Source organism: Brevundimonas sp., from assembly GCF_046295775.1.
In the GTDB taxonomy this organism is placed as follows: domain Bacteria; phylum Pseudomonadota; class Alphaproteobacteria; order Caulobacterales; family Caulobacteraceae; genus Brevundimonas.
In genome coordinates this window covers 145,249-165,802 of record NZ_JBKBML010000004.1, presented here as the reverse complement: position 1 = coordinate 165,802, position 20,554 = coordinate 145,249, and the positions used below count along the sequence as shown (strand labels likewise).

The window sequence follows — 20,554 nt, the reverse complement described above, 5'->3', positions numbered from 1 at the left end:
ATGCTGGCATGAGACGGACTTATCGCCTTGTCACGCGCTGGTGGACGGCGTTCGCGCTTGCCGCCTCCCTGGTCATGCTCGGGGCCGCGCACGCGTTCGAACAGTTCGCCGGTCTCGCTCCCTGCAATCTGTGCCTCAAGCAGCGCGAGGTCTTTTGGGCGGCCGCCGCCATCGCCGGCGCCGCGACCTTCTGGGCCGTGTTCAGCCGCGCCAGCCGAGGCACGCCGCGCATCGCCGCCTTCCTTTTGGCCGCCGTCTTCGCCACGGGCGCCATCACTGCGGGCTTCCACGCGGGCGGCGAGTACGGCTGGTGGGACCTGCCCGCCGCCTGCGCCGCCGCGGGCGGGCCGGTGGGCCTGGGCGACCTGCAGGCGCTCGCGCTGGGAACCGGCCCCGCGCCGGCCATTCCGCGCTGCGACGCCGTGGCCTGGAGCTGGCTGGGCGTGAGCATGGCCGGCTGGAACGCGTTGATCTCCTTCGCTCTGGCCGCGTTCAGCCTGATGGCCGCCAAACGGCCCAAGGACGCCCGGAGGCCTTCATGAGCGACGCTCGCCGCATTCCGCTGCCCCGCCCCGGCATCGGCGCCTCCAAGGCGCGCATGGCCGAAATCCTTCGCGTGGATCACGCCGGGGAGTTCGCCGCCGTCCATATCTATCGCGCCCAGCGCGCCGTGTTCGAAGGCCGCAAGGGCCGCGAGGCGGTGTCGACCGATCTGACCGAGATGGAGGGCCACGAGCAGGTTCACCTGGACCGCTTCGAGGCCCTGCTGAACGAACGCCGCGTGCGCCCCACGGCCATGACGCCGGTGTGGAAGCTGGCGGCCACGGCGCTGGGCGCCGGCACCGCCCTGATGGGCGAGAAGGCGGCGCACGCCTGCACCGAAGCCGTCGAGAGCGTGATCGAGCAGCACTACGCCGACCAGGTCGAGGAGCTGAAGGACCGCGACCCTGCGCTGGCGGCCGAACTGGCCAAGTTCCGCGAGGAGGAGCTGGCTCACCACGACCACGCCATCGAGCACGGCAGCCGCGAGGCGCCGGCCTATCGGCTGCTGTCGGCCGTCATCAAGGCCGGCTGCCGCACGGCTATAAAAATCAGCGAGAAGGTCTGACGTCGAAGGCCAGCATCAGGGTCCGCTGCAGCGGATTGAAGTTGTCGTCCGAGAGAACATAGAGCCGCGTCGCCCCGTCGCGCGTCTCGGCCGCTATACCTTCGAAATTGTCGGTAGTTCCGGGCAGCTTCAGCTCGACCAGCACCGGACCCAGCGTCCCGTCGGCGGCCATGCGGCGGATACGCGCCCGCGCGTCGATCGGCGGGGCGTAGGACCGCTGGACCACGAACCAGCCGTCGCCTGCGGGGTCCAGGTCCATGCCGGTGATGCGATAGTCGCTGTCGGCCAGGGGCGGCTCAGGCAAGGGCTGAACCTGTTCGCAGCGGCGGGGCGAACAGTCCCATACGCCGCCGCTTTCGCCCGTCACGCGCCAGCCGCCGCCATCGAAGCGCGGTGCAGCGGCCAGGCCTTCCATCCCGTCGTTCTCGGCGAAGACGACATCGGGCATGCGCGCCGGGAGCGGGCGGGCCCGCAGGGCGTTCAACGGACCGTAGTTCCAGATGCGGTGATCTCGCTCGAAGCTGACCAGCAGGCCGCCGTCGGGCGCAAAGGCCAGGCCCTCGGCGTCGCCGTCCGTCTTTTCCGTGATCGGTCGCCCGTCGGTCAAAGTCAGCCGACGAAACGACCAGTCGCGCAGACCCGTCAGCCGGCCCCGCCGGTCCAGCACGATCCGCCCGCGCACCAGATCGCCCACATCGGAGACCGTGACGAAGCCGCCTTCGCCGGTCAGCTTCAGGTCCGACAGGCTGGCCAGCGACGACCCTGTCGGCGTGGAGACGTGCACCCCGCCCGCGAAGCTCACCTCCCGCGCCAGCACCGCGCCGCCCGGCAGGCCGAGCGAGATCGGGCGGGTCGAAGCCTGGGCTCCGGTCCAGCCGTCGGGCGTGGCCATGGGCACGGGCGTGGCGCAGGAACCGACGGCTGCGGCCAGCGCAACGGCGATAGCGAGACGACGGATCACGCGCCCGCCTTGATCGCAAACGAAAGAGCGGCGTCGGACAGGGGCTTGACCTGAGCGGCCATGGCCTGGGCGTGGCTGCTGGCGGCGGTGCCGTCACGCATCCGCCCGGCGATGCCCTGACAAATGGCCGCCAGGCGGAACAGGTTATAGGCCAAAAGCCAGTCGACATTGGCCGGAACCGGCAGGCCCGAGGCCTCGGCATAGCGGGCGACCGTCTCGTCCAGCGACGGAATGCCCAGCGCCGTCAGGTCCACCCCGGCCAAACCGTTGCGCAGGCTGGCGGGAATGGCCCAGGCGATCAGCAGATACGAAAGATCGGCCATCGGATCGCCCAGGGTCGAAAGCTCCCAGTCCAGAACAGCGCGAACCTGCGCCCGGTCCGGCGCGATGATCATGTTGTCCAGGCGGAAGTCGCCGTGCACCACCCGCGTCGGTCCCTCGGGCGGCAGGGTGTCGGGCAGGAATTCGATCAGCCGGTCCATGGCGGGGATTGGATCGATCTCTGACGCGCGATACTGCTTGGTCCAGCGCCCGACTTGGCGAGCGAAATAGTTGCCGGGGGGGCCGTAGTCCCCCAGCCCGATGGCCTGGGGGTCAAAGGCGTGCAGACGCGCCAGGGTGTCGGTCTGCGCCTCATAGATGGCGCGGCGCTCGGCCGGCGCGAGGCCAGGCAGCTTCAGGTCCCAGAAGACCCGGCCTTCGACCTTGTCCATGACGTAGAACATCGAGCCGACCACGCTCTCGTCCGTGCAGAGGGCGTGGGGGCGCGCGACGGGGAACCCCTGGGCCGACAAGGCGGAGATCACCTTGAACTCGCGGTCCACCGCGTGCGCGCTGGGCAGCAGGGTTCCCGGCGGTTTGCGGCGAAGCACATAGCCGTGGCCAGGGGTGGTCAGCTCATAGGTCGGGTTGGACTGGCCGCCCTTGAACTGGCGGATCGTCAGGGGGCCGGCGTAGCCTTCGACATGGGCCGCCATCCACGCGTCCAGCGCGGCCTCGTCCAGGCGATACCGGGGATCGACCTCGCGCGTGCCGGCGAAGGCGGCCTGGGGGTCGCTGATGGCGTCGGTCATTCAGGATTTCCTCCGGCCGCGATGATGGCGGCCCGCACGGCGCGGCGCCAGCCTTTCAGCAGAGCCTGGCGCTGTTCGTCATCCATTTTCGGCCGCCAGATCGCCGGCGCCTCGGACGGCGGGGTCGCCAGCCGGTCAGTCAGGCCGCAGCCGAAGGCGGCCAGGCGCGCCGCGCCCAGCGCCGTCATCTCCTGGAAAGCCGGGCGCTCGACCGTCACCTCACAGATGTCGGCCACGAACTGCATGGCGAAGGCGTTGGCCGTGACCCCGCCATCCACGCGCAGCGTCTCCAGCCGGGGGGCCCCGTCGCGGGCCAGGGCGTCTAGAAGGTCGCGGGTCTGATAGGCCAGGCTCTCCAGCGCGGCCCGGACCATGTGCGCCGGGCCGGAATCGCGGGTCAGGCCGATCACGGTTCCGCGCGCTTCCGGTTCCCACCAGGGCGCGCCCAGGCCGGTGAACCCCGGCACGAGGTAGACGCCGCCATTGTCCGCCAGCGACTGCGCCATCGCCTCGGACTGACGGCTTTCGGAGATGACCTTCAGCCCGTCGCGCAGCCACTGGATCGCCGAGCCGGCCGAGAAGATCGACCCTTCCAGCGCATAGGCGACCCGCCCCTCGGCCGCATAGGCCAGCGTCCCCAGCAGCCGGCTGGTCGAGGCCACTGGCTCGGCCCCGACATTGGCGACCAGGAAGGCGCCCGTGCCGTATGTGATCTTGGCCTCGCCGGGCTGCAGCGCGCCGTGGCCCACCAGGGCCGCCTGCTGATCCCCCGCCGCGCCGTGGATCGGCAGGGCGCGACCGAACAGGCTGGCGTCCGTCTCGCCCAGCCGGGAGTCGCAGTCGCGAATCTCGGGCAGGGCCTGGACCGGCACGCCGAACAGCTCGCACAGGTCCGGCCGCCACTGACGGCTGCGCAGGTCCATCAGGCTGGTGCGGCTGGCGTTGGTGGCGTCGGTGACGTGGCTGTCGCCGCCCGTCAGCTTGAAGATCAGCCAGCTTTCGATCGTCCCCAGCCGCACCTCGCCCCGTTCGGCCCGCTCGCGCGCGCCGGGCACGACGCCCAGCAGCCAGGCGAACTTGGACGCCGAAAAATAGGGGTCTAGGATCAGGCCCGTCGCCGCCTGGACCTCCGCCTCGTGCCCCTCAGCGGCCAGGCGGGCGGTGACGTCTGCGGTGCGCCGGTCCTGCCACACGACGGCGCGGTGCAGGGGCTCGCCCGTGGCCGCATTCCACACGACCGAGGTCTCGCGCTGATTGGTGATGCCGATGGCGGCGAAGCGGCCGACGCCGCCGGCCTTGCGGATCGCCTCGCGACAGGTCTGCAGCGTCGCGGTCCAGATCTCGGCCGCGTCATGCTCGACCCAGCCCGAGCGCGGAAAGTGCTGCTGCAACTCGATCTGGCTGACGGCGACGGGCGCAAAGGCGCCATCCGGCGAGACCTCGAAGGCGATGGCCCGCGTCGAGGTGGTGCCCTGGTCGATGGCGAGGATGAGGTTGGACATCCGGCCACCTTACGCAAAGCCCAGCCGCGAGGGTAAGAGGGGGCCATGCACACCGCCTCCTTCGACGGCGTCCTGGACGCCGCCCGCCAGATCGCCCCCGCCGCCGTCCGCACGCCGTTGCTCGAACATCCGGCGCTCAATGAGCGGTTGGGCGGGCGCGTGCTGATGAAGGCCGAGACCGTGCAGGTCGCCGGCGCCTTCAAGTTCCGCGGGGCCTACAACCGCATCAGCCGCCTGACCGAGGACGAAAAGGCGCGCGGGGTGGTGGCCTATTCGTCCGGCAACCACGCCCAGGCCGTGGCCGCCGCCGCCCGCATGGTCGGGACCAGCGCCGTCATCGTCATGCCGGCCGATAGTCCGCGCGTGAAGGTCGAGGGCGTCCTGGCCTTCGGCGGCGAGGTGCGCAGCTATGACCGCTACACCGAAAGCCGCGAGGCGATCGGCGAGGAGATCGCGTCCACGCGCGGCTCCGTCCTGGTCCGCCCGTTCGACGATCCATTTGTCATCGAGGGCCAGGGCACGACGGGGCTGGAGATCGTCGAGGACGCGCGCGCCCGAAAGGTCGAGATCGACCAGCTGCTGTGCGGCGCCTCGGGCGGCGGGCTGATCGCCGGGATAAATCTGTCGATGGCGGCCCTGTCGCCCGACACCCGCGTCATCGGGGTGGAGCCGGCGGCCTATAACGACACGCTGCTGTCGCTTCAGGCCGGAGAGCGGCTGACCCATGCGCCGGTGGCTCATCCCACCATCTGCGACGCCCTGATGACCGACCGTCCGGGCGAGCTGACCTTCCCGATCAACCAGCGTCTGTCCGGCGTCGAAACCGTGACCGACGCCGAGGTGGCCGAGGCCGTGCGCTATGCCTACCGCACGCTCAAACTGGTGGTCGAACCCGGTGGCGCGGTGTCGCTGGCGGCGCTGCTGACCGGCAAGGTCGAGGCGCGGGACCGCACCAGCGCCATCGTCCTGTCGGGCGGCAATGTGGACGCCGCGCTGTTTTCCGCCATCATCGAGGATCGCTTCATCCCCGCGACCTGACGGAGACGACCATGACCAAGCCTTCCGAGCTTCAAGACCTGATCGGCCAGGAGGTCGGCCTCAGCCGCTGGATCACCGTCGACCAGGACCGCATCGACGCCTTCGCCAGGATCACCGAGGACGAGCAGTTCATCCATGTCGATCCCGAGGCCGCCAAGGCCACGCCCTTCGGCGGAACCATCGCCCACGGCTTCCTGACCCTCAGCCTGGCCTCGGCCATGAGCTATGATGCGGTCAAGCCGCTGGAGGGCGTGGTGATGGGCGTCAACTACGGCTTCGACAAGCTGCGCTTCCTGGCCCCCGTGCCCGCCGGCTCGCGCATCCGCGGCCGTTTCAAACTGCTGTCGGCCGAGGACAAGGGCGGCGGGCGGTGGCTGCTCAAGCACGAACTGACCGTCGAGATCGAGGGCGCGGACAAGCCGGCCCTGATCGCCGAGTGGCTGGGCATGCAGATGGTCGCGCCTGGGAGCTGACCCCTGCCCCTGGCCGCCAGGCCTCCTTTTCCTGACACGAGTGACGCCTTGATGCCTGTCGAAACCTGCCTGACGCGACCGCCCGGCAGGGGCGAACCCATGGTCCTGGCGTGCTTTTCCTACCGGCACGACGCGCATCTGGTGCCGGATCTGCTGAAAAACCTGGACCCCATTGTCCATGGCTGGGTGTCACTGAATGATCGGGGCAGCATAAGCTGGCGCAGCTCCGAACCCGAGCGCCGCCGCGCCCTGCTACGCGCCGCCCGCAGGCACGGCGCCGAATGGCTTCTGGTGGTGGACCCCGACGAACGGTTCGAGGACGCCTTCGCCGCTCGCCTGCCCGAGCTGACGCGCTCGCCCGAGCGTCCGATCTGGACGGTCGACCTGCTGGAGATGTTTACGCCGACCCAGTATCGGATCGACGGCCCGTGGCGGGACCGCGTGCGCAAGCGTCTGTTCCCGATCGCGCCTGACATCCGCGTCCCCGCAGATGCTCTGCATGGCGACCCCTTCACCTATGACCATCCGCGCCGCGTGCTGCACTCGGGCGTGGCCTGCTGCCATCTGCGCATGATCGCGCCGGCGCGCCGCACCCTGCGACGCGACCACTACGCCTTGGCGGACCCGGCCCGCCGACATCAGAGCCTGGGCTACGACTACCTCGACATCGAAGCGGGCATGAAGCTGGCCGACCTGCCGGACGAGAAACGGTTCAGCCCGCCGCATCAGGACGACGGCGGCCTGTGGGCGGCCCCCCTGCCCGCCGGTGCTCAGGTCGGCGCCGATCCTCTAGACCGCCGACTGAACGCCATTCAACGCTGCCGCAACACCGCCGGACTGGACCTCGCCGCCGAGATTGCGCGCCGGGCGGCGGCCGATTTTCCGGCTCAGCCTGACCTGCCTTTTCTGCACGCCGCCCTGCTTCTGGAAGCCGGCCGCCCGGCGGAAGCGGAGGCGGCGGCGGCCTTGACCGCCGCGCCGCCCCAGATCGAGGGTGACGCGCTTGCGGCTCTGGTCCTGCAGTCTCGCGCTCGTCGCGAATTGGGCGACGACACGGGTGCGCAGACCCTGGCGGCGCAGGCGCTGACCTTGGCGCCCGACAGCCGTCTGGCGCAACAGGCGTTCGGTGCTGCTCGGGTCGGGTCCGAAGCCCAGACCGGCTCAAACGCCCTGTGGCGGCGTTGGGTGGATGGAGAGGCGACAGTCGTGGAGGGCGCCGAGGTCGCGCGGGACGCCGAAATCTGCGTCATCGTGATCGGCTTTCGCGCTCAGCCCGGACTGAAGGCCGCCGTCGCCTCCATCGTGGATCAGTCGCCGACGGCCGAGGTCGTCGTGGTCAACTCAGGCGGCGGAGACGTCCACGGCCTGCTGGCGGATCATCTGCCCCGCGTGCGTCTTGTCGCACTGGAAGAGCCCCATTTCGTCGGGGCGGCCCGCAATGTCGGCATCGACGCCAGCCGAGCGCCTGTCGTAGCCTTCCTGGCCGGCGACTGTCTGGCCACGCCGACGTGGATCGCTGACCGCCTCGCTCTGCACCGCCAAGGCGCGGCGGCGGTTCCCAGCCGGATCATGCCGGCCGATGCGGACAGCCTGGTCTCGTGGGTCGCCAGCGCCTGCAATCGCGGCGCGCGCTGGCCCGGCCAGCCCAAAATGGCGGCGCCCGGCTATGGTCTGTCGTATGCGCGGCGGCTGTTCGACACCATCGGGCGCTTCCCGATCGGCGTAGGCGGCGGTGAGGACGCCTATCTCAACGACAAGGTCTGCCGCCGGTTCGGCGTTCGGCTGGATGCGGACGTTTCGACCCTGCATCGCGATCCGCGATCGACGCGCGATCTGCGAAGCGACGCCCAGGCCCGTGCCCGTCAACGGACGCTGCGCACAGCACGCTGGCGCGACCCCGCAACCGACGTCGATCGCCGCCTCGAACAGGAGCGCGCCGGCCTTCAGCGCCGCGCGCGCTTTGCGCTCACGACATTGTTCGCGGACGCCCCGGAGATGCGCCCGATGATTGAACGCCTGATTCTTGTCAGCGTCGGCGCCGCCCAGCAGGGAACCCGCGACGCGCTCGCCATGCTTCGGCAAATCCAGCGGCTGTCGTCCGAAGCCGGGGGCCTGGCCAAGGTTGATCCCGACCGGGCTTTGGAACGGCTGAACCGGTGCATCGGACTTGATCCGGAGCACGCCTCGCATCGCCTGGACGCCGCGATGATCCTCGCCCGGCTGACGCGCTGGGACGAGGCGATGGAGATGGCGCGGGGCGGCCTGCGCGTCGCACCCTGGGACATCCGCTTCGTCAAGATTCTGTGCGAGGGTCTGACCGCGCTCGGGCGGCTGGATACAGCGGCGGACACCGCCGAGGACGCTGCATTAGCCTGCCCCGACAGCCTGGATCACTGGGCGCTGGCGTTTCAGCAGGCCAGGCGCGCCGGCTCGCCGATCCGGGCGCTGGCTTGCGCGCGCTTCGGCTTCCTGGCTGCGCCGACCGCCCCGCGTTCCGCCAGGATGATGGCCCAGGCCTATGGGGCCGTGCGGCGCCCGCGAGAGGTTGAAGCCTCCCGCGCCTTGCTCGAACTCCTGGAGCCTTCCGCCGCGCCTCAGCCCACGCTGTAGTAGGTCGGCGACCCCGGCCCGACCGGCAGGCCCAGGCCGAACACCCACAGGAAGAACAGCGCCATCCATACGATGGTGAAGAAGATCGAATAGGGCAGCATCATTGCGATCATGGTGCCGATGCCGACCTTCTTGTCGAAACGCACCGCCCAGGCCAGGATCAGGCCGAAGTAGCTCATCATCGGGGTGATGATGTTGGTGGTGGAATCCCCGATGCGGTAGGCGGCCTGGATGACCTCGGGCGAATAGCCGATCAGCATCAGCATCGGCACGAAGATCGGCGCCGTCATCGCCCACTGCGCCGAGGCCGAACCCAGCATCAGGTTGACGATGCAGCACATCAGGATGAAGCCGATGAACAGGGCGGGTCCGGTCAGCCCAAGGTCCTGAAGCACCTGTGCGCCGTTCACCGCCGTGATGGCGCCCAGATTCGACCAGTTGAAGAAGGCGACGAACTGGGCCGCGAAGAAGACGATGACCATGTACAGGCCCAGCGTGGACATCGCCATCGCCATGCCGTCGATGACGTCGCGGTCGTTCTTCACCGTGCCGACAGCTCGCCCGTAGGCGACGCCGATGGCCAGGAAGAAGATCAGGATCCAGACAGCAAAGCCCGAAAAGAAGGGCGAGCGCAGCTGGTCGCCGGTCTCCGGGTCGCGCAGCACGCCCCATTCCGGAACCAGCGTCAGCGCCATCAGCGCCAGCACCGCCAGCACCGCCAGCCCGGCCCAGCCCAGCCCCTTCTTCTCGATGGGCGTCAGAGGCTCGGCGGCCCCGCCCTTGAGCACTTCGGGATCGGCGCGCGAGGAATCATAGGCGCCCAGCTTGGGCTCGACGATGAAGATGCTGACCAGCGAGCCGACGATGGTCACCATGAACACCGACACCGCCATGAAGTAGTAGTTGGCCGTCGCCGTCACCGCATAGGCCGGATCGATCAGCCGCGCCGCCTCTTCGGTGATGCCGGCCAAGAGCGGGTCGATGGTGCCGATCAGCAGATTGGCGGAATAGCCGCCCGACACCCCGGCGAAGGCCGCCGCCATGCCCGCCAGCGGATGCCGGCCCAGCGAATAGTAGACCGCGCCGGCCAGCGGGATCAGGATGACGTAGCCCAGCTCCGACGCCGTGTTGGACATCACGCCGGCGAAGACGATCGCCACCGTCACCACATTCTTGGACGCGCCCAGCACGATGCCGCGCACCGCCGCCGACAGCACGCCCGACTTCTCGGCCACGCCGATGCCCAGCATGGCGGTCAGCACCACGCCCAGGGGCGCGAAGCTGGTGAAGTTGGTCACCAGGCTGGAGAAGATGCGCCGGATGCCGTCCGCGCTCATCAGACTGACCGCGCGGATCATGCCGTCGTCCGCCCGGCCCGCTGCGCCGACCGGGCGCGGGTCCTCGACCGCCACGCCCATCAGGCCGAACAGGCCCGACAGCAGCACCATGCCCAGCGCCAGAATGGCGAACAGCGTCACCGGGTGCGGCAGCAGATTGCCCAGCCATTCCACCGTATCGAGAAAGCGCGTGAAGGCGTTGCGCTTCGGCGCGGGCGGCGGGGCACCGTCCGGCGTTGCGGGCTGAATATCGGACATGAAGGCAAGGGCTCCGGCTCGGCGACCGACGACGATTGAACACGTCGGCCGCTGGATCAATGCGACCGAATGGACCAGCCCCGACGACAGAGATCAAGCCGGCAAAGTCGGCTTCCGGACCGACGTCCCGCAACGCAGGGCGTAGGGCGCGGACATGCAAAGCGTCACCATATCCAATCGCCTGTTGGCCGATCTCCCGGAAACCGAACGACTTCAGATTCTAGCCATCGCCGCCGCCGTGGACTTCGAACCTGGTCACGTCTTCGCCGAAGCGGGCCACACGCCGCCTCATGTCTGGTTCATCGAAGCCGGCCTGGCGACAGCCCATGTCGTCCTGAGCGACGGACGGATGGTCGGCGTAATGGTGTTCGGCCCCGAGGGGGCGATCAATCTGGCGGCGCCGGCGGCCGGGCGGCCGTCCCCCGTCCGCGTGACGGCCCAGACCTCGGGCCGCGCCCTTCGCGTCGAGCAGGCTCGGTTAAAGGCCCTGACGGGCGCCGGCTCCGCCCTGACCGAACTGATGTTGACGTATGGCGCGACCTTGCAGTCGGATCTGCACAAGGCGGTGGCCTGCAACGCCGTGCACGCCGCGTCTCGACGCCTGGCGACCTGGATACTGCGTTGCCACAGACGGATAGAGGGCGACATCCTTCCGCTGAAACAGGAAGACTTCGCCGGCCTGCTGGGGGCCCAGCGATCGACCATCAACGCCGCCGCCCAGAGCCTCCAGGCCGCCGGGGCCGTTTCCTACTCCTGGGGCCGCGTCAGGGTCTTGAACCGCGAGACGCTTGCCCGTCTGGCCTGCGAATGCGCCCCGCGATGAGGCGGCGTCACAACGTCAGCTTCAATCGCCGCATGCGGTCGCGCTCGGACGCGAAGCAGCCGCAGGCGGCGCGCTCCAGCCCTTCGCGGTCGCTGATCGTGACAACCCCGCGGCTGTAAGCCAGGGCGCCGGCCGCCTTCAGCCCCTGGGCGGCCTCCGTGACAGTGGTGCGCTGAGCTCCCAGCAGCGCGCTGAGCTCTTCCTGGGTCAGATCGACACGCTCATCGCCGCTCAGCTCAGCGGCCGTCAGCAGCCATCGAGCCAATCGCTGCGACACCCGGTGCACGCTGTTGCAGGCCGCCGTCTGAGCCGCCTGGCTCTGGTAATGCGATGTCAGGATCAGCAGCCGCTCGCGGAACGGCTCGCTCTGCCCCAGTCGGCGTTGCAGGGCCACGGCCGGCAGGCTGAGGGCCGAACCGGCCCGGCGCGTCACCACTTCCCAGGAGCAGGGCGTGGACGACATGACCGGCGCCAGGCCCGACACGCCCTCGCGCCCGACGATCGCCGTTTCGACGCTGGCCCCTTCGTCCAGCCGCACGACATTGGCCAACAGAGCCTCGATCGGGAAGTGGACGGTGTCGACCGCGCCGTCCTGTTCGATCAGCACCTGGCCCGCCTCCAGCCTCACGGGCTTCAGGAGCGGCGCACGGGCTGAGGCGTCGTCCGCCGCCAGGGAATCGATGAAATGGTTGCCGGTCGCCATGGGTCAGCGCTTGAAGGTGTCGCCCACCGCACGAGCATCGGGCCCGTCTGGCCCTGCGCGACGCGCGGATTCATGTCCTGTCTCCCTGACCTTCGCGTCGGAAGTCCGGGCGTCGGGCTTGCCTCCGGGCCCCGCGCCATTGGCCTTGCGGCCTTCATCTCTCGTCTTGTCGCTCGCTGTCATGGCTGCGCCTCTCTGGTTCAAGGCCTGAACGCGCAAAGGCTGATTGCGTCTCAGCGTGCCAGGTCAGGCGTCACCGTTCCAATCCGAGCCTCACCCTGGAAGACATGAGCGGCGATGGCGCTGGAATGCCGCCTCATCAGGCTTCGAGCCTCTTCCAGGGCGCTCTCGGCGTCGTCAGCGGCAAGCGGCTCCATGTGCGGCACGCTCAGTATTTCGCATTCAACAAAGCAGAAATAGGTCACGGCCCCGATCCCCCAGTACGACGGCGGGAGCGCGTGCCGCCGGCCGCTCTGTCCAGTCGCAGAATGCCTGACATCCGTCCGCGACGGACGTTTCATACAGCCCAGCCCGCCCCGCGTCTGTCTGATGACCGACATAGGCGGAAAGGGCAGTCAGAACGATGACTGAGAAAGGTGGTGCCGCTTAGGTGACTCGAACACCTGACCCCCGCATTACGAAATCGACGGAAGCGACCAGGCGGAATCCAGGCAGGGCTTGAGTTTCTGACCCATCGGGGTGTGCTCGGAAAGCCCGTCCCACACACTTCGCCACGTAAAAGATCGATCAGGAGAGAGCGATGACGCCGCCAAGAGGCACGAAATCCGCTGCTCATCGCGGCGAACAGCGGCGCGAGTCTCCCAATTCGCCACAGAATGGGCAGGTCCGCATCCGGCCGTTCCGAAAAAACCTACTCTCACGCGTGATTCTGGCGCTGGTGGGCGTGAACGTGGGTGCCTGCGACTCTATTACAGGCCGGGATGATACGGTCGTCAGCCTGACCCTCAGCGCCAGCTTCGTCTATCGCGGGACAGCTCGAACCGAACGGCTCCCGTTCGAGTGTCGCAAGCGTTATGACTTTTCGGGGCCCCATCTTCACACCTACCCGCTTTACCAGGCCGCCCGAATGCGGGACGGGTCGGCGGTCGTCTTCGGTCTGAACGGGCTCTGCGAATACCTCACGAGCCGCGACGGGCCAGATGTCGATCTCGACCGGCGTGAAGGGTCACGCAGATCGTCACCATCGGGGTTGATGCTAGCTAGTCTGGCCTAAGCTCTTTGGGCATCAGCATAGGAACCTGCCTTTGGATGCTCTTCATCGCGCCTTTTGTTTTGTAGTCGTTTCTGCAATGGTCGGATGTGGCGATGACACATCCGATCAGGAGCCCAAAAAGGTTCGCCCGCCCCAAATGAGCGCGATCGGGCTCTCTGCGAGCGAAGATCTAGGATTTCAGCCACCTGAGACAGCCCTTGCGCCGATTATGCACCGCGTTGAACTTCCGTCTCAGAGGCGGAACTCGATGTACTTTGCTGGGACCGTGTCCGGCTGGTTTGAAGACTACCCCGCAACCGGGAGCGGTGTTGCCGGGGCCATCGGCAGCACGGCTATCCGCCGACTGACTGAGGCTGGCTTTCCATCGGAGCGCACTGGCAGCCGACCCCACGCAGTTGTGTTAAATTCTCATCTAGCCGGCGGCCCTGACGGCTACACTCTAAGGGTCACCGTCAAGACCGCGCGGCTGGACAAGTCATTCATTCGCGCCCGATCCGCTGACGAAATCCGGGCTGACCCGCGCAGCAATGCCGACGGCGGAACCTTTGCCGCCAGAGCGAGGGAAGATTTGAACCATGTTGTTAGCGCGCTTGGCGCGGATGTCGGAGACTTTCTTGTTCAGGACACGGCAGCCCGCCGTCACCACTAGCGGCAGCGCATCTATCTTGCTGGTTGCTTGGGGTTGCTCCGGTTTTCGCTGTTTAGACCCGCCTTTGCCTTGAAGGCATGCGGTCCGGGGGGCACGCATCTCCAAACAAGGCAGATCCCCCCCCGCTTCCAGGTTCAGCACCCTAGGCATGGAGCAGGCTCCATTTCCGACCTTACAGCGGACACTCCCAGAGGCCGCAACAGGTCAAAGGCAGCGCTCAGGCCTTCGGGTCTGAGAAGCGCCATCAGCAGAAACTCCTAAATCTCCAAACAGGCGACTTTCGGAGCGGGCGAGTGACATAACGCCTTCGTCCAATCATCGCTGCAGCGTTACAGAAGTCACGAGGAAGGGTCACAACTCATCGCTACCGACCCCGTTGATCGCGCCGCTAGCGCGAATCTTTGGGGAACATCGACATGATCATCAAGCCTGTCGGCGCGCGACACGCAGGTCTTTCGCTCAAGGCTTCGGCCGGCGCGCTTATCGTCGCCGCCGCTTTGGGGGCCGCCGCACCTGTCCTCGCGGATGTCGCTGGCGACGCCGCCGCCGTGCAAAACACGCTGACCGGCCGCGTGTCAGACGCGTCAGGGGCGTCGCTGCCCGGCGCACGAGTGGTCATCCGCGAACTGGGTTTCACGACGTCGACGGATCGTCAGGGGCGCTACATCCTGCCGTCGATGCCGGCGGGACGGTATACGGTCGAGGTCGACTACCTCGGCTATCCGACAATGAGCCGCCAAGTGACCGTCGCTGCCGGCGTCGCCACAGTTGCAGATATCACTGTGTCGGACGTGACCGAGGTGGCTGAGATCGTGGTCGTCGGCTCGCTGAGCGACGGCGTCGCGCGCGCTTTGAACCAGCAGCGGACGGCCGACAACACCAGCAACGTCGTGTCTTCGGACTCGATCGGCCGCTTCCCTGACTCTAACATCGCCGAGGCGCTTCAGCGCGTGCCGGGCATCGGCGTCGAGCGGGACCAGGGCGAAGGCAACTTCGTCAGCCTGCGCGGCTCGCCGGCCGCCTTCACCTCGATCACCGTGGACGGCGTGTCCATTCCCGGCACCAGCCCCGACACCCGCGCGGTGGATCTGGGCGCCCTGCCCTCCGAAGTCGTCAGCTCGCTTGAGATCAACAAGACCCTGCTGCCCAGCCAGGACGCGGACTCCATCGCCGGCTCGATCAATCTGGTGACGCGCTCGGCCTTTGACAGCCGCGGCCGGAACATCCGCCTCAACGCCGGCGGCAGCTATAACGAGATGGGCTCGACCAACGATCGCCGCGCCTCGGTCGTGGCGTCGGACACCTTTGGCCCGGATCGTCAGTTCGGCGCTGTGGTGTCCGCCAGCTACGCCAAGACTGACCGGCGCGTGGACAACATCGAGTCCGCTTGGGATTTGATCGAGGACGCGGACGGCGAGGACATTCTCGGCGTGCCGGTTCAGGAGTTCAAGGACTACGACACCCGCCGCGAGCGCCTCAGCCTCACAGGCGCGCTGGAATATCGGCCCGATGCGCTGAACCGCTACTTCGTCCGCGGGACCTGGGCGCTCCGCACCGACGACGAGTTCCGCAACCTGCTGGCCATCCTGTACGAGGAAGGCGCGATCCAGCCCGGCGCGACCGAACAGTCGGCGAGCTTCACCGCCGGCCGCTTCGCCCGTGAGTTCCGTCACCGCGTCGTGCGCGACGAAAACCTGGCGATCAGCGCCGGCGGCGAGCACGACATCAACACGATGACGCTGGACTACACCGTGTCGTTCGCGCGCGGCGAGCAGACCTATCCGAACCGCCAGCAACTGCTGTTCCGGTCCACGGCGCGGCCGAACCTCAGCTATGACTTCTCGGGCGATTTCGACAATCCGAACCTGTCGCTGTTCACCACTCAGGAGCACCTGAACCCGGCCAACTACGCGTTCCGCGAACACGTCAATCGCTGGCAGAGCACCACCCAGGACGAGACGGCGGCGGAGATCAACCTCAACATCCCGACCACCCTGTTCAACCAGCCCGCGGAGTGGAAGTTCGGCGGTCGCCTTCGCCAGCGCGACATCGAGTCCGACGAGGAAAGCTTCCGAAACAGAGACGCCTCGGCTCGGCCGGCGCTGGGGTTCGCCGATCTGCTGTCGGACACGCCGTCACGCAACTTCGACTACAACCTCGGCTTCAAGTATGACGCCGGCCTGGTGCTGGACTACTTCGGCAGCCAGGGCCCGCTGACGGCGGCTTCGGCCTATCGTCGCATCGCGAACTCGACCACCACTGACTACACCGCTCAGGAAGACATCTACGCCGCCTACGGAATGACCAGGATCCAGTTTGATCGGGCCAACCTGATCCTGGGCCTGCGGGTCGAGCGGACGGACTTCGAAGGCGCCGCGCCGGTGTTCAACGAGGACACTGAAGACTTCACCGTCAGCAGCTTCTCGCGCAGCTACACTGAGGTATTTCCGAACGCGACCCTGCGTTACGCCTTCAGCGACAATCTGGTGGGTCGCGTCGCGCTGACGCGCGGCATCGCCCGCCCCCGCTACCGGGACAACGTCCCGCGCATCAGCGAGAGCGGCGATCGCACGGCCGGCGAAGTGATCGATCTGACGGCCGGCAACCCCGACCTGAAGCCGACCCTGTCGAACAACTTCGACGCCGGCCTGGAGTACTACTATGAGCCGCTGGGCGTGATCTCGGCAGGGGTCTTCTACAAGGACCTCGAGGACTATGTTTTCGAGCTGACGTCGCGCGGAACCTACGCTGGCCTGGCGGCGGACATCACCCGGCCCGAGAACGCCCCTGACGGCTTCATCCGCGGCGTCGAGTTCAACTATCAGCAGCAGTTCACCTTCATGCCGGGCTGGCTGTCGGGTTTCGGCGTGGCCGCGAACTACACCTGGACCGACGCCGAAATGACCCTTCCCTTCGCCGGACCGGGGCGCGGGACCAAGGCGGCGCTGCCGAACCAGTCGGACACCACCGTCAATCTGTCGGCCTTCTATGAGACCGCGCGGTTCAACGCCCGCCTGGCCTGGACCGACCGCAGCGACTTCCTGCAGGAGTTCAACTACGGCGATCCGCGCCTGGACATCTATTGGGAAGGCCGCTCGCAGCTGGATTTCACGGCCGACTTCGATGTCACCGAGCAGGTGAACATCTATCTTGAGGCCAAGAACCTGACCGACTCTGAAGGCGTGCGTTACGCTGGCGTCCGCTCGCGGCCGACCGAGCGGGAACGCTTCGGCCGCCTGTTCTTTGTCGGCGCGCGGGTGAACTTCTGATGCGCATCGGATCGGAGACGTCGATGTCCGGACACCCCCGCAAATCATTGGCTCTGATCGCGACTACAGCGGCGTCCTTGGCGCTGTGGGCCGCATCAGCCCAGGCCCAGGTCGTAGCGCCGCCGGATCCCGACCCAGCGCCGCCGCCCGCCCACGCGCCGAATGGACGCTATGCGGCCAAGGGATGGGCCGACCGCATCGTGCTGTCTCCGGCAGCCAACGCCGCCACCGGCGCCGCCGTCGCCTGGCGCACCGACACGCGTCAGACGTCGGCCGAGGCCCAGATCGCCGAAGAGATCGATGGCCCCCTGCTTGGTTACGCGGCGGTGACGGTGACCGGCGTCAGCACGCCGATCGCCAACGAGAACGGCGACGCGATCTATCACCAGGCGCGCTTCGAAAATCTGAAACCCGCCACCCGCTATGTTTACCGGGTGCGCGCCGCCGATGGCTGGAGCGAGTGGCTGCCGTTCCGAACGGCGGCCGCCGAGGCGGAGCCGTTCCGCATCATCTATCTGGGCGACACCCAAAACGACATCCTGTCGGTCGCCTCGCGCGTCATCCGCTCGGCTTTCAAGGAAGCCGGCCCCGCCGCCGTCGTCCTTCACGCCGGTGACCTGGTCGCACAGCGCGAGACCAAGGTCCACGATGACGAATGGGGTGAATGGACCGAGGCCGGCGGCCGCGCCTTTGCCATGACGCCCCAGCTGCCGGCCACCGGCAACCACGAGTACGTCGACCACATCCTGCCGGATGGCGAGGAAACGCGCCGTCTCGGCCCGCACTGGCCGCTGCAGTTCGCTCTGCCCGGCAATGGAGCGCCCGGCGCTGAGACGACCACCTATTTCGTGGATTATCAGGGCGTGCGTTTCATCGTCCTGGACGGCACGGCCGCTCTCGACCTGGGCGCTGTGGACAGTCAGACGCGCTGGCTGGACCGCGTGCTGGCCGAGAGCCCGGCGCGCTGGAACATCGCGGTGTTCCACCAGCCGCTGTTCACCTGCGCACGGCCCAACGATACAGAGGCGCTGAAGGCCGCCTGGAAGCCCATCTTTGATGCCCGCAACATCGACCTGGTGCTCCAGGGCCATGACCACTGCTACGCCCGCGTGTCCGACCCCGCCGGCGCCGGCGCCTCGCACGCCACCAGCGATGCAGGCCGCCCCCAGGGACCTGTCTACGTCGTGTCGGTCGTCGGCTCCAAGATGTACGGCCTGAACGACCGCGCCGACACCCAGCCGGTGCGCGCCGCCGAGAACACCGAGCTTTATCAGCTGATCGACGTCGACGGCGATCGACTGCTGTTCAGAGCCTTCACCGCCACCGGCCGGCTGTACGACGCCTTCACGCTCGTGCGCGGCGAAGACGGCCGCAATCGTCTGATCGATACGCCCCAGGACGAGCTCGCCGCCCTACGGCGTTGCGATGGCGAACAGGGCCCGGACGATCGTCCGTGTACGGCCGAGATCAAGGACTGACGCGGGGGTCTCCTGCATTTCCCCAAGCATGCAGGAGATACCCCATGATCGCAGCGGCGGGTGACGACGCGGGATAATCACGCCCGAGCGGTTCCACTCGGGACGCCTAGAAGCGGACGCGCTCGACGTCTGCAATGAGTCATTAGCTGCCGAAGACGCTTCCCACCGGATACCTACCTGCATCCCAATGGCAAGCACCTTCCGGCCCAGCCCGGCCTGGCTTCAAAGCTAATGATGCTTTGGAAAAGTGGTGCCGCTTAGGTGACTCGAACACCTGACCCCCGCATTACGAATGCGATGCTCTACCAGCTGAGCTAAAGCGGCTCCGGTCGTCGGCGCAGAGCCGAGCGAAGGTGGGCTCTTTATACGCGCGCGCCGGGATTGCCAAGCGCCGAGATGAGGGCGGCCTCATCGGGGTGGGCGGCGACGCGCACGCCGGCGAACGGCAGGGGCGCGAGCGGCGCCGCGGCGGCGCTCGAGATGGCCACGGCCAGTCGCGATCGGGCGGCGTCGGGCGTCAGGCGGCGCGTCAGTTCCAGCGCGGCGCGGGGCGAATGGATCAGCACGGCGTCGAAGGCCTCGGGCGGCCCGGCCGGCGTGGCGACAGCGCGATAGACGCGCAGGACGCGGATCTCGACGCCGCCCCCGACGCGGGCGGCCAGGTCGCCTGCGGGTGTCTCGGCCAGGCAGGCCAGGACGGGGCCAGCGTCCGGCGTTCTGCGGATGAGGGCGGCGAGGTCGTCCAGCGCGCCCGACGCCGAGGTCACGTCCTGAAAGCCCGCTTGGCGCGCGGCGTCTGCGGTGGCGTCGCCGACGGTCAGGGCGGGACGGTCGCGGCGCTCGCTGAGGGCCGCGAAGGCGGCGACCCCGTTCCGGCTGGTGAAAACCAGGGTCCGCACCCCGTCCAGATCGGGCGCGGGTTGAGGGATCGGCTCTATGGCCAGAAGGGGCGCGACCACAGGCTGGAAGCCGAGGGCGGTCAGGCGGTCGGCGGTTCGCTCGGCGCCGGGCGAGGCGCGCGTGATCCAGACGCGGCGGATCGGCGTCAGAGCGCGATCCTCTGGTCGCCAGCCGCGTCGTGCACCTCGGCGCCCAGACGTTCGCCCAGTTCGCGCGCGGCGTCCTCGCCGGCCTCGGCCTGGATCTCGCCGGACCGACGCCAGCGGGCGGAGCCGTCGGGGCTGAGCATTTCCGTGGTCAGGCGCAGGCGGCCGTCCGTCACGGCGGCGTGGGCGCCGACGGCGGTGCGGCACGAGCCCTCCAGCGCGCGCATGGCCCCGCGCTCGGCGGCGATGCACAGGGCGGTCTCGGCGTGGTTCAGGGCGTCGATCCAGGCGGCGTTGAGGTCCTCGGCGCGGGTCTGCAGCGCCAGGGCGCCCTGGCCAGGCGCCGGCAGGAATCGATCCAGCGACAGATGCTCGCCGATCACCTCGGGCCGGCCAAGGCGGTTCAGGCCCGATACGGCCAGCAGGATGGCGTCAAAGTCGCCGTCGGCCAGACGCCGCAGCCGCGTATCGACATTGCCGCGCAGCATCTCGATCTTCAGGTCCGGACGCGCGGCCAGGGCCTGGGCCTGACGGCGCAGGCTGGCGGTGCCTAGGCGCGCATCGGCAGGCAGATCGTCGAAGGTCGCCCAGGCTTCGCTGATGAAGGCGTCGCGCGCGTCCTCGCGCTCGGGCACGGCGGCGATGCACAGACTCTCGGGCTGGTCGGCGGGCACGTCCTTCATGGAATGGACGGCGACGTCGACGCGGCCGTCCAGCAGGGCCTCCTCGATCTCCTTGGTGAACAGCGCCTTGCCCCCGACCTCGAGCAGGCGGCGGTCCTGGATGCGGTCGCCGGTGGTGACGATCTCGACCAGAGGCACGGCGGCGTCCAGATCGGCCGGGGCGACGCCCAGCGCGGCGCCGATGGCGCGCTGCATCATGCCGGACTGGGCCAGCGCCAGGCGCGAGCGGCGGGTGCCGATACGGACAAGAGCGGACATGACGGCGAAGCGGCCTCGACTTGCGGCGGCGGGACGGGGCCGCTACCTGCG

At 68.3% G+C, this 20,554-nt stretch carries 18 protein-coding genes and 1 tRNA gene; 9 read left to right on the top strand and 10 right to left on the bottom strand.

The window, feature by feature from the left end; translation table 11 throughout:
• The first annotated feature begins 8 nt into the window (after positions 1-8).
• Both ACK4I0_RS04495 and ACK4I0_RS04490 read left to right on the top strand, forming a co-directional pair.
• Positions 9-542: a disulfide bond formation protein B gene (locus ACK4I0_RS04495; RefSeq protein ID WP_409608406.1), complete on the top strand. Its 534-nt coding sequence runs from the start codon at positions 9-11 to the stop codon at positions 540-542.
• The gene (locus ACK4I0_RS04490; protein WP_409608404.1) at positions 539-1,108 is read left to right on the top strand and encodes a demethoxyubiquinone hydroxylase family protein; all 570 of its coding nucleotides are present in this window, start codon (positions 539-541) and stop codon (positions 1,106-1,108) included. The genes ACK4I0_RS04495 and ACK4I0_RS04490 overlap by 4 nt, the downstream gene beginning before the upstream one ends.
• On the opposite strand, the gene ACK4I0_RS04485 is transcribed toward ACK4I0_RS04490, so the two are convergent.
• From ACK4I0_RS04485 to glpK, 3 genes are read right to left on the bottom strand one after another with little or no spacing between them, the layout of a single operon-like run.
• Positions 1,092-2,069, bottom strand: coding sequence for an esterase-like activity of phytase family protein (locus ACK4I0_RS04485; RefSeq protein WP_409608402.1), 978 nt, complete (start codon positions 2,067-2,069; stop codon positions 1,092-1,094). The two genes, ACK4I0_RS04490 and ACK4I0_RS04485, sit on opposite strands and share 17 nt — an antisense overlap.
• Entirely contained in the window at positions 2,066-3,142 is a 1,077-nt protein-coding gene (locus ACK4I0_RS04480; protein ID WP_409608400.1) for a phosphotransferase family protein, read from the bottom strand. The genes ACK4I0_RS04485 and ACK4I0_RS04480 overlap by 4 nt, the downstream gene beginning before the upstream one ends.
• Positions 3,139-4,644 carry a glycerol kinase GlpK gene (gene glpK, locus ACK4I0_RS04475; RefSeq protein ID WP_409608398.1) on the bottom strand — a complete coding sequence of 502 codons (1,506 nt, stop codon included), beginning with the start codon at positions 4,642-4,644 and terminating at the stop codon, positions 3,139-3,141. Before glpK ends, ACK4I0_RS04480 begins: the two co-directional genes overlap by 4 nt.
• Positions 4,645-4,689: 45 nt before the next feature.
• Here glpK and ACK4I0_RS04470 point away from each other — a divergent pair, with 45 nt between their 5' ends.
• The 3 genes from ACK4I0_RS04470 (at position 4,690) to ACK4I0_RS04460 (ending at position 8,765) form a co-directional block, all read left to right on the top strand.
• Positions 4,690-5,682: a threonine/serine dehydratase gene (locus ACK4I0_RS04470; RefSeq protein WP_409608396.1), complete on the top strand. Its 993-nt coding sequence runs from the start codon at positions 4,690-4,692 to the stop codon at positions 5,680-5,682.
• An 11-nt stretch (positions 5,683-5,693) separates the two neighbouring features.
• Entirely contained in the window at positions 5,694-6,155 is a 462-nt protein-coding gene (locus ACK4I0_RS04465) for a MaoC family dehydratase (RefSeq protein ID WP_409608394.1), read from the top strand.
• A 99-nt stretch (positions 6,156-6,254) separates the two neighbouring features.
• Positions 6,255-8,765: a glycosyltransferase gene (locus ACK4I0_RS04460; RefSeq protein WP_409608392.1), complete on the top strand. Its 2,511-nt coding sequence runs from the start codon at positions 6,255-6,257 to the stop codon at positions 8,763-8,765.
• Here the strand turns inward: ACK4I0_RS04460 and ACK4I0_RS04455 are convergent.
• Positions 8,750-10,360, bottom strand: a complete 1,611-nt coding sequence (locus ACK4I0_RS04455) for an AbgT family transporter (RefSeq protein ID WP_409608390.1) — start codon at positions 10,358-10,360, stop codon at positions 8,750-8,752. The genes ACK4I0_RS04460 and ACK4I0_RS04455 overlap by 16 nt on opposite strands.
• Positions 10,361-10,544: 184 nt before the next feature.
• Here ACK4I0_RS04455 and ACK4I0_RS04450 point away from each other — a divergent pair, with 184 nt between their 5' ends.
• Positions 10,545-11,183: a Crp/Fnr family transcriptional regulator gene (locus ACK4I0_RS04450; protein WP_409608388.1), complete on the top strand. Its 639-nt coding sequence runs from the start codon at positions 10,545-10,547 to the stop codon at positions 11,181-11,183.
• 7 nt (positions 11,184-11,190) lie between these two features.
• Here the strand turns inward: ACK4I0_RS04450 and ACK4I0_RS04445 are convergent, their stop codons facing one another.
• Together ACK4I0_RS04445 and ACK4I0_RS04440 are read right to left on the bottom strand one after the other, a co-directional pair.
• Complete coding sequence (locus tag ACK4I0_RS04445) at positions 11,191-11,886, bottom strand: Crp/Fnr family transcriptional regulator (protein WP_409608386.1); 696 nt, start codon at positions 11,884-11,886, stop codon at positions 11,191-11,193.
• A 233-nt stretch (positions 11,887-12,119) separates the two neighbouring features.
• Positions 12,120-12,311, bottom strand: coding sequence for a hypothetical protein (locus ACK4I0_RS04440; protein WP_409608384.1), 192 nt, complete (start codon positions 12,309-12,311; stop codon positions 12,120-12,122).
• A 335-nt stretch (positions 12,312-12,646) separates the two neighbouring features.
• Here ACK4I0_RS04440 and ACK4I0_RS04435 point away from each other — a divergent pair, with 335 nt between their 5' ends.
• A complete protein-coding gene (locus ACK4I0_RS04435) occupies positions 12,647-13,120 on the top strand; it encodes a hypothetical protein (RefSeq protein ID WP_409608382.1) in 474 nt (157 codons plus the stop codon).
• A 475-nt stretch (positions 13,121-13,595) separates the two neighbouring features.
• Here the strand turns inward: ACK4I0_RS04435 and ACK4I0_RS04430 are convergent, their stop codons facing one another.
• Complete coding sequence (locus tag ACK4I0_RS04430; protein WP_409608380.1) at positions 13,596-13,919, bottom strand: hypothetical protein; 324 nt, start codon at positions 13,917-13,919, stop codon at positions 13,596-13,598.
• 266 nt (positions 13,920-14,185) lie between these two features.
• On the opposite strand from ACK4I0_RS04430, the gene ACK4I0_RS04425 reads away from it, so the two are divergent.
• Positions 14,186-17,038 carry a TonB-dependent receptor gene (locus tag ACK4I0_RS04425; RefSeq protein ID WP_409608378.1) on the top strand — a complete coding sequence of 951 codons (2,853 nt, stop codon included), beginning with the start codon at positions 14,186-14,188 and terminating at the stop codon, positions 17,036-17,038.
• 23 nt (positions 17,039-17,061) lie between these two features.
• Complete coding sequence (locus ACK4I0_RS04420) at positions 17,062-18,516, top strand: fibronectin type III domain-containing protein (protein WP_409608376.1); 1,455 nt, start codon at positions 17,062-17,064, stop codon at positions 18,514-18,516.
• 248 nt (positions 18,517-18,764) lie between these two features.
• Here the strand turns inward: ACK4I0_RS04420 and ACK4I0_RS04415 are convergent.
• The 3 genes from ACK4I0_RS04415 to hemC form a co-directional block, all read right to left on the bottom strand.
• Positions 18,765-18,840: transfer RNA gene (locus ACK4I0_RS04415), tRNA-Thr, on the bottom strand.
• A 38-nt stretch (positions 18,841-18,878) separates the two neighbouring features.
• The gene (locus ACK4I0_RS04410; protein WP_409608466.1) at positions 18,879-19,541 is read right to left on the bottom strand and encodes a uroporphyrinogen-III synthase; all 663 of its coding nucleotides are present in this window, start codon (positions 19,539-19,541) and stop codon (positions 18,879-18,881) included.
• A gap of 20 nt (positions 19,542-19,561) precedes the next feature.
• A complete protein-coding gene (gene hemC / locus ACK4I0_RS04405) occupies positions 19,562-20,503 on the bottom strand; it encodes a hydroxymethylbilane synthase (protein ID WP_409608374.1) in 942 nt (313 codons plus the stop codon).
• Positions 20,504-20,554: the final 51 nt, after the last annotated feature.

Bases quoted from the DNA above. Each gene is read 5' to 3' on its own strand.
- ACK4I0_RS04495 (WP_409608406.1), top strand. From the start codon at position 9: ATGAGACGGACTTATCGCCTTGTCACGCGCTGGTGGACGGCGTTCGCG.
- ACK4I0_RS04490 (WP_409608404.1), top strand. From the start codon at position 539: ATGAGCGACGCTCGCCGCATTCCGCTGCCCCGCCCCGGCATCGGCGCC.
- ACK4I0_RS04480 (WP_409608400.1), bottom strand. From the start codon at position 3,142: ATGACCGACGCCATCAGCGACCCCCAGGCCGCCTTCGCCGGCACGCGC.
- glpK (WP_409608398.1), bottom strand. From the start codon at position 4,644: ATGTCCAACCTCATCCTCGCCATCGACCAGGGCACCACCTCGACGCGG.
- ACK4I0_RS04470 (WP_409608396.1), top strand. From the start codon at position 4,690: ATGCACACCGCCTCCTTCGACGGCGTCCTGGACGCCGCCCGCCAGATC.
- ACK4I0_RS04465 (WP_409608394.1), top strand. From the start codon at position 5,694: ATGACCAAGCCTTCCGAGCTTCAAGACCTGATCGGCCAGGAGGTCGGC.
- ACK4I0_RS04460 (WP_409608392.1), top strand. From the start codon at position 6,255: ATGGTCCTGGCGTGCTTTTCCTACCGGCACGACGCGCATCTGGTGCCG.
- ACK4I0_RS04455 (WP_409608390.1), bottom strand. From the start codon at position 10,360: ATGTCCGATATTCAGCCCGCAACGCCGGACGGTGCCCCGCCGCCCGCG.
- ACK4I0_RS04445 (WP_409608386.1), bottom strand. From the start codon at position 11,886: ATGGCGACCGGCAACCATTTCATCGATTCCCTGGCGGCGGACGACGCC.
- ACK4I0_RS04435 (WP_409608382.1), top strand. From the start codon at position 12,647: ATGACGCCGCCAAGAGGCACGAAATCCGCTGCTCATCGCGGCGAACAG.
- ACK4I0_RS04430 (WP_409608380.1), bottom strand. From the start codon at position 13,919: ATGCCTAGGGTGCTGAACCTGGAAGCGGGGGGGGATCTGCCTTGTTTG.
- ACK4I0_RS04425 (WP_409608378.1), top strand. From the start codon at position 14,186: ATGATCATCAAGCCTGTCGGCGCGCGACACGCAGGTCTTTCGCTCAAG.
- ACK4I0_RS04420 (WP_409608376.1), top strand. From the start codon at position 17,062: ATGTCCGGACACCCCCGCAAATCATTGGCTCTGATCGCGACTACAGCG.
- hemC (WP_409608374.1), bottom strand. From the start codon at position 20,503: ATGTCCGCTCTTGTCCGTATCGGCACCCGCCGCTCGCGCCTGGCGCTG.